At 72.7% G+C, this 7,020-nt stretch carries 5 protein-coding genes and 1 pseudogene; 2 read left to right on the top strand and 4 right to left on the bottom strand.

What is annotated here, in order from left to right; translation table 11 throughout:
- Together HMPREF0731_RS24955 and HMPREF0731_RS04010 are read right to left on the bottom strand one after the other, a co-directional pair.
- Nucleotides 1-792, bottom strand: a pseudogene (locus tag HMPREF0731_RS24955) (hypothetical protein); the annotation flags it as partial.
- Nucleotides 793-800: 8 nt separating this feature from the next.
- Nucleotides 801-2,717, bottom strand: a complete 1,917-nt coding sequence (locus HMPREF0731_RS04010) for an autotransporter assembly complex protein TamA (protein WP_157135915.1) — start codon at nt 2,715-2,717, stop codon at nt 801-803.
- A gap of 25 nt (nt 2,718-2,742) precedes the next feature.
- On the opposite strand from HMPREF0731_RS04010, the gene HMPREF0731_RS04005 reads away from it, so the two are divergent.
- Entirely contained in the window at nt 2,743-3,900 is a 1,158-nt protein-coding gene (locus HMPREF0731_RS04005) for an amidohydrolase (protein ID WP_007002746.1), read from the top strand.
- A gap of 259 nt (nt 3,901-4,159) precedes the next feature.
- The gene (locus HMPREF0731_RS04000) at nt 4,160-4,990 is read left to right on the top strand and encodes an aldo/keto reductase (RefSeq protein ID WP_007002745.1); all 831 of its coding nucleotides are present in this window, start codon (nt 4,160-4,162) and stop codon (nt 4,988-4,990) included.
- 148 nt (nt 4,991-5,138) lie between these two features.
- Here the strand turns inward: HMPREF0731_RS04000 and dnaQ are convergent, their stop codons facing one another.
- Both dnaQ and HMPREF0731_RS03990 read right to left on the bottom strand, forming a co-directional pair.
- Nucleotides 5,139-5,864: a DNA polymerase III subunit epsilon gene (gene dnaQ / locus HMPREF0731_RS03995; protein ID WP_007002744.1), complete on the bottom strand. Its 726-nt coding sequence runs from the start codon at nt 5,862-5,864 to the stop codon at nt 5,139-5,141.
- 104 nt (nt 5,865-5,968) lie between these two features.
- On the bottom strand, nt 5,969-6,820 hold the full coding sequence (locus HMPREF0731_RS03990; protein WP_007002743.1) for an alpha/beta fold hydrolase: 852 nt from the start codon (nt 6,818-6,820) through the stop codon (nt 5,969-5,971).
- Nucleotides 6,821-7,020 lie beyond the last annotated feature (200 nt).

The raw sequence follows: 7,020 nt of genomic DNA, 5'->3' as shown, positions 1-7,020 counted from the left end.
GTTGAAGCCGGCCTGGCCGCCGAAATCGGCGCTGGCGCGCAAGCCGGCGCCGCTGGCCGGCCCGTCCAGCGACAGGCGCAGCTCGGCCGGCGCGGTGGCGATGCCGAGCGCGGTGGCCAGCACGCCGCCCGCCGGCTCGGCCACGCGGAGATCGGCCTTCAGCGCCGCCTGCGGGTCGAGGGCGAGGTCGAGATCAAGCCGCCCCTCCGCCTCCAGCCGCTGCACGCCGAGCTTCGCCTGCAGCGCGGCGGCGACCAGGCTGGCCTGGCCCTCGGCCGAGAGGGCGAAGGCGGTGGAGGGGCCATGCTCCTCGACGGTGGCCGCGACCAGCTCGCGCGGGATCTCGATGCGGGCGATGGCCAGTTTTTCCAGGCGCAGCGCCACGGGCAGGTTCGGCAGGGTCGGGATCGGCCCGCCCTCGGAGGGCGTCGGCTCCGGCGGCGGCGCGTCGGGGTCGCTCTCCGGCAGGCGCAGCAGGGCGATGCGGGCGGCTTCCAGCGTCTCGATGCGCAGCTCGCGGCGGAGCAAGGCGCGCAGGTCGAGGTCGAGCCGCGCCTCGTCCACCTCCAGCCAGACGCCCTTGGCATCGGCCATGCGCAGCCGGGCGAAGCCCGGGGCGCCGGGGATCGGGCCGTGCAGCCCCTCGATGGTGAGGCCCGGCACGAAGCGCTGCGCCAGATCGGCGATCAGCCTCTGCCCCGGCGCGGTGTTGGCCCCCGCCAGCACGCCGCCCAGCAGTAGCACCGGCAACAGAATCAGGAAGGCCAGGAGCCCGAGGCCCCAACGCAGCACCCGGCGCATCAGAAGGCCTGCCCGATACCGAGATAGAGGCCGAAGGCGCTGTCGCCCCGCTCGCGGTTCAGCGGCACGGCGACATCGGCGCGCAGCGGGCCGATCGCCGTCAGGTAGCGCACGCCGAGGCCGGCGCCGAATTTCATGTTGTCGAAGGCCGGTGTCGGGTCGCGGGTGACCGAGCCGGCATCGAGGAAGGCCGCCATGCCGAAGGCGCCGCTGACGCGCTGGCGCAGCTCGATGCTGCCCTCGACCTGGGAGAGGCCGCCGGCCGGCTCGTCCGAGGCGGTGCGCGGCCCGACCGACTGGTAGCTGTAGCCGCGCACCGATCCGCCGCCGCCGGAATAGAAGCGCTTGTCCGGCGGCACCCCGCCGAAGCTGGCGCCGACGATGCTGCCCACCGCGGCGCGCAGCGCCAGGATGCTGCCCTGGTCGCCCGAGAGGTCGAAATAGGTGCTGCCCTGGGCGCGCAGCCGGGTGAAGGCGTTGCTCTCGCCCAGGCTGTAGATCGGGTTGACCAGCAGCGTGGCGCGGGTGCCGCGCGTCGGGTTCAGCGGGCTGTCCACATCGGTCCAGCGCAGCGAGCCGAGCAGGCCCACCAGCTGGTAGTCGGTGGTGGCGCCATCCTGCGTCACCCGGCTGAATTCCAGCTGCGGCCCGGCGCTGACCGACAGCCGCGGCGACAGGGCGCGCTCCAGCGTGGCGCCGAGGGTGAAGGCGTCGCGGTCATAGGCATCGGGGCGCTCGCGCAGGGCGGCGATGTCGAAGGTCAGGCTCTGGTTGCGCCCGGCGAACCAGGGGGTGCGCAGGCTGGCCGAGACGCGGCCGCCGGTGTCGCGCGTGCCGCTGCCGCTGCCCAGGCGGTTGACCTCCGCCTCCAGCCGCAGCCGCTCGGCGCCGCCGAACAAATTGCGGTGCTCCCAGTAGGTGCTGAAGGTCGGGCCGTAGCGGGTCTCATAGGCCGCGCTGAAGCCGATGGCGCGCAAGGGCCGCTCGATCACCGTGTAGGTCAGCGGCAGGCGGCCATCCTCGTCCAGCCGGTCGGCGGCGCGGGCGCGCACCGTGCTGAACACGCCGAGGCTGAGCAGGTCCTGCCGCGCCTTGCCGATCCGCTCCTGGCTGTAGGTCTCGCCCTCCAGCGGCGCCACGATGCGGCCGAGCAGGGCGCTGTCGGTGCGCCGCTCCCCGGTCACGCCGGGCCGGGCGAATTGCGCGCGCGGGCCGGGGGAAACCAGGAAGGTCACCTGCATGCGCCGCGTGTCGTGGTCCACCGTGACGCGGCGGCGCACCGCGGCGAAGGGGTGGCCGGCATCCTGCAGCGCCTTGGTCAGCCGCCCCTCGGCATCCAGGATCGGCTGGGCGCGGGCGGGGCTGTCGGGTTCAAGGCCGGTCTCCCCGGCTTCGGCCAGCGCGGCGCCCTGCGGCTCGGCCTGCAGCCGCACCGGGTCCAGCCGGTATTGCGGCCCGCGCTCGACGGTGATGGTGACCGGGATCGGCCCGGCCCCGGCCGGGCGCGCCGAGAGCCGGTCGGCCAGGCCGGGCGTGTCGGGCGCCGCGCCATCGACCAGGATGGTGGCGCGGCCGGCGTAATACCCCTCCGAGCGCAGCGCGTCGCGCATGGCGTTCGACTCGGCGATGGCGCGGCTGACCAGGCCATAGGTATCGACAGGCGCCCGCTCGCGCAGATTCTCCAGTGTCGAGGCGCGGGAGATGGCGTCGTCCAGCGCCTCGTCCCCGGTTTCCGGCAGGGTCACGCTGTACTCGACCGTGCGCTCTTCCGCCTCCGTATCGGCCGGGCTCGCCTCTGGCGGGACAGCGCTGTCCGCGGCGGGCTGCGCCGCCGCCTGCACCAGGCCGAGAAGGGGAAGCGCCAGCCCTGCACCGGCCACGAGGATCATCAGGGGAAGGGAGGATTTGAGACGCATCGGCTTAAGCGGTATGCCCTAGCACATGGATCCGACCCTTGCCGAAACACTGACGCGTTGGCGCAGGCATCTCCACGCCAATCCGAGCCTCACCCTGCATGAAGGGCCGACCGCCGCCTTCGTGGTGGAGCGGCTGCGGGAACTCGGCGTGACGGAGATCGTCGAGGGGGTGGGCGGGCATGGCGTGGTGGCCACGCTGCACCGCCCCGGCAGCAACCGCAGCGTCGGGCTGCGCGCCGACATGGACGCGCTGCCGATCGAGGAAGCGGCGCAGGACCTGCCCTGGCGCAGCACCAATCCCGGCGTGATGCATGCCTGCGGGCATGACGGCCACACCACCGCGCTGCTCGGCGCCGCGGCGCTGCTGCTGCGGGATGAGAGCTGGACCGGCACGGTGCGGCTGGTGTTCCAGCCGGCCGAGGAGGGCGGCGGCGGCGCCGCCTCCATGGTGCGGGACGGGCTGTTCCAGCGCTTCCCGATGGACCGCATCTTCGGCTGGCACAACTGGCCGGGCCTCGCCGCCGGCACCATCGCGGTGCATGACAGCGCGGTGATGGCCGCCGGCAACCGCTTCGAGCTGGTGATCGAGGGCCATGCCGGCCATGCCGCGCTGCCGCATCTGACGCGCGACCCGATCCTTGCCGCCGGCCACGCCATCGTCGCCTGCCAGTCCATCGTGGCGCGCAACCTGGACCCGATGGCGACCGGCGTGGTCAGCCTGACCGTCATCGAGGGCGGCGAGGCGCAGAACCAGATCGCCGCCCGCGTGGTGATCAAGGGCAGCATGCGCTTCCTGACCGAGGAGGTCGGCGAGCAGATCCGCGACGGGCTGCGGCGCGTGGCCGCCGGTGTCTCCGCCACCTTCGGCGTCAAGGCCGAGGCCGTGATCGGCGGCGGCGTGCCGGTGACCGCCAACCACCCCGAGGCGCGCGAGCTGGCGGCCGAGGCGGCGGGCGCCGTCACCACGCTGCGCCGCGACATCGGCCCGGCCATGACGGGGGAGGATTTCTCCCATTTCCTGAACGTGGTGCCGGGCGCCTTCGTGTGGATCGGCAACGGCCCGGCCGAGGGCGGCTGCGAGCTGCACAACCCGCATTACGATTTCAACGACGCGGTGCTGCCGGTGGCCAGCAACTTCCTGGCCGAGACCGCCCGCCGCGCCCTGGCCAAGGAGCCGGGCTGACCGCCGCGCGGCCCCCGTCGCCCGCCTGCGGCCGGGCTCGGGGGCGGTGGCGAGGGGGCGGGGGCATGGGCGCTCATCCCCACCCAACGCCATGCGGTCACCGGGGTTGCGCCCAGGCGCAACCCGCTTAACCCGGAGGCCGCCTCCGGGTTCCCGCATGGCCGCCCCGAAACATCGCCATGCGCGTCCGGCCGGGCCGGGGCTTGCGCCGCGCCGCCTCCGCCCCTGATCCTGGCGGAGACAGCCGGAAGGACCTCCGATGATTCCCACGCTCACGACCGACCGCATCAGCATCCCGAAGCTCGGCCTCGGCACCTGGAAGCTGGCCGGGGCCGAGGGCCAGGCGGCGGTGGAAAGCGCCATTGCCCTCGGCTACCGCCACATCGACACCGCCGACCGCTACGGCAATGAGGAGGCGGTGGGCGCCGGGCTGAAGGCCTCCGGCGTCGCGCGCGGCGAGCTCTTCGTCACCAGCAAGGTGTGGTTCGACAATCTGGCGCCCGACGCCATCCGCCGCTCGCTGGACGGCTCGCTGCGCAAGCTCGGCACCGGTCATCTCGACCTGTTCCTGGTGCATTGGCCGACGCCGGAGATGGATCTCGCCGCCGTGGCGCAGACCATGCAGGCGGCAAAGGACGAAGGGCTGACGCGCCATTGGGGCGTCTCCAACTTCCCGCCCGCGCTGATGCGGCAGCTGGAGGCGCTGGGCGCGAAGCCGGCCTGCCTGCAGGTCGAGTATCACGCCCTGCTGTCGCAGCAGCGCCTGCTCGACTGGTGCCGCCCGCGCGGCATCGCGCTGACCGCCTATTCGCCGCTCGGCCAGGGCGCGCTGGCCGACCAGCCTGTGCTGGAGGAGATCGGCCGCAAGCATGGCGCGAGCGCGCTGCAGGTGGCGCTGGCCTGGCTGCTGCGGCAGGAGGGCGTGGTGGCCATCCCCAAGGCCGGCCGCCGCGAATCCCAGCAGGCCAATCTCGACGCCGTGCCGCTGGCCGCGAAGCTGGATGCCGAGGATGTCGCCGCCATCGACGCCCTGCCGAAGGACCGCCGCCGCGTGAACCCCGACTTCGCCCCCGCCTGGGATTCTTTTTAACCGGCTGCTTTTCTTTCGGGCTGCCGCCGTATGGTGGAGAGGTGGGACGCCGCAGCTCCGCCGCCTCGCCGGTGGCGGGCATCCGCGGGGCGCGGCGGCTGTGTCCGCCGGCTCTCGCCGTCAGGCCGGGCCTGCAGCGACCGCCGTCTCAGCCCTGACCGGCAGCTGGAAGAGAACCGGCAGCTGGCAAAAAAGCAGCCCAGAGGGGGTCTTTGATCTTGGCCAGGAAGGCGGCGTGGGCGGCGAGCTCCGCCTCGCTGGGCTGGATCGGGCGCGGCTGGCGGGCGACCGGCGTGGCGTCGATCTGCAGCACCACGGGGGTGGAGACGGCCGGGCGGCTGGCCAGTTCCAGCCCCGGCTGCTTGCCGCCCATCAGCTCCAGATAGACCTGCGCCAGCAGCTGCACGTCGAGCAGCGCGTTGTGCGCGGTGCGCATGGAATTGTCGATGCCGTAGCGCCGGCACAGCGCGTCCAGGCTGTTGGGCAGGCCGGGGAAGCGCTTCTTCGCCAGGGCCAGCGTGTCGACCATGCGGGCGCGGTCCAGCGCCTTGTGGCCGGCCTTCTTCAGCTCCCAGTCCAGGAAGCCGAAATCGAAGGGCGCGTTGTGCGCGATGATCGGGTCGTCGCCCAGGAAGTCCAGCATGGCGGGGGCGATCTCGGCGAATTTCGGCTTGCCGATCAGCATCTCCCGCGTGAAGCCATGCACCTTGGTGGCTTCCTCGGGCACGTCGCGCTCGGGGTCGATCAGCATGTGGAAATGCCGCCCCGTGGGCACCAGGTTGACGATCTCCACCGCCGCCACCTCCAGCACGCGGTCGCCGGTCAGCGGGTCGAAGCCGGTGGTCTCGGTGTCGAGGACGAGGGCGCGGCTCATCGCGGGCGGTCTCCTGGGCGCTGGCCCGCCGGGCCTGCGGCGCCGGGGGCGTGCGGGCCTGTCTCCCGCAAAACCCCCCGGCCCGCAAGCGCCGCCGCGGCGTCTCAGCCCGGCAGGAAGCGGCGGATCAGATCAGCGATCTCGTGGTGATGCGTCTCCAGCGCGAAATGGCCGGTGTCCAGCAGATGCACCTCGGCACTGGGCAGGTCGCGGCGATAGGCCTCGGCGCCCGCCGGCAGGAAATAGGCGTCGTTGCGGCCCCAGACCGCCAGCAGGGGCGGCTGGTGCTGGCGGAAATAGGCCTGGAAGGCCGGGTAGAGCGCGACATTGCTGCGGTAGCTCAGGATCAGGTCGAGCTGGATCTCGGCCGCCTCCGCCCGGTGCATGTAGAGCTGGTCCAGCCCATAGCCATCGGGCGAGACGAGGCCCTCCGGCGCGCCATCGACATACTGGCTGCGGATGAACGCGTCGGTCAGCGCGGCGCGGCAGGCCTCCCGGTTCTCCGGCGTGGGCTGGCGCCAATAGGTCTGCCAGGCCTCCCATTCGCGGCTCAGCCCTTCCTCATAGGCATTGCCGTTCTGGGTGATGATGGCGGTGACGCGCTCCGGATGCGCCATGGCGAGCCGCAGCCCGACCGGCGCGCCATAGTCGAAGACATAGAGCGCGTAGCGATCGAGGCCGAGCGCCTCGGTGAAGCCACCGATCACCTCGGCGAGCCGGTCGAAGCTGTAGTCGAACTGGCCGCGCGCCGGCGCCCTTGTCTGGCCGAAGCCGGGCAGGTCGGGCGCGATCACCCGGTAGCGGTCGGCCAGCAGCGGGATCAGGTCGCGGAACATGTGGCTGGCGCTGGGGAAGCCGTGCAGCAGCAGCAGCACCGGCGCGTCGGCGCGCCCGGCCTCGCGGTAGAAGACATCGACGGGGCCAACCTGTTGGTGGCGGTAATGGATCGTGGTCATGGGACCTCCTGAGCCTGGAGGGCGCGTCCGGCGCCCGATGCGGGGGAGGTAGTCCCTTGCGTCCCGCGTCTGAATGCGCGCTGGATGGCAGGCTCGATTGCAGGATCTGAAAGCATGGACCGGCTGGACGCGATGGAAATGGCGCTGGCCGCGCTGGAGGAGGGATCGCTCGCCGCCGCCGCGCGGCGCCTCGGCCGCTC

It is taken from the genome of Pseudoroseomonas cervicalis ATCC 49957, from assembly GCF_000164635.1.
Lineage (GTDB): Bacteria > Pseudomonadota > Alphaproteobacteria > Acetobacterales > Acetobacteraceae > Pseudoroseomonas > Pseudoroseomonas cervicalis.
This window is presented reverse-complemented; position numbering and strand designations above follow the sequence as displayed.

What these genes read in the sequence shown, in the direction of transcription:
- dnaQ (WP_007002744.1), bottom strand. Translation starts at nt 5,864, where the DNA reads ATGAGCCGCGCCCTCGTCCTCGACACCGAGACCACCGGCTTCGACCCG.
- HMPREF0731_RS04010 (WP_157135915.1), bottom strand. Translation starts at nt 2,717, where the DNA reads ATGCGTCTCAAATCCTCCCTTCCCCTGATGATCCTCGTGGCCGGTGCA.
- HMPREF0731_RS04005 (WP_007002746.1), top strand. Translation starts at nt 2,743, where the DNA reads ATGGATCCGACCCTTGCCGAAACACTGACGCGTTGGCGCAGGCATCTC.
- HMPREF0731_RS03990 (WP_007002743.1), bottom strand. Translation starts at nt 6,820, where the DNA reads ATGACCACGATCCATTACCGCCACCAACAGGTTGGCCCCGTCGATGTC.
- HMPREF0731_RS04000 (WP_007002745.1), top strand. Translation starts at nt 4,160, where the DNA reads ATGATTCCCACGCTCACGACCGACCGCATCAGCATCCCGAAGCTCGGC.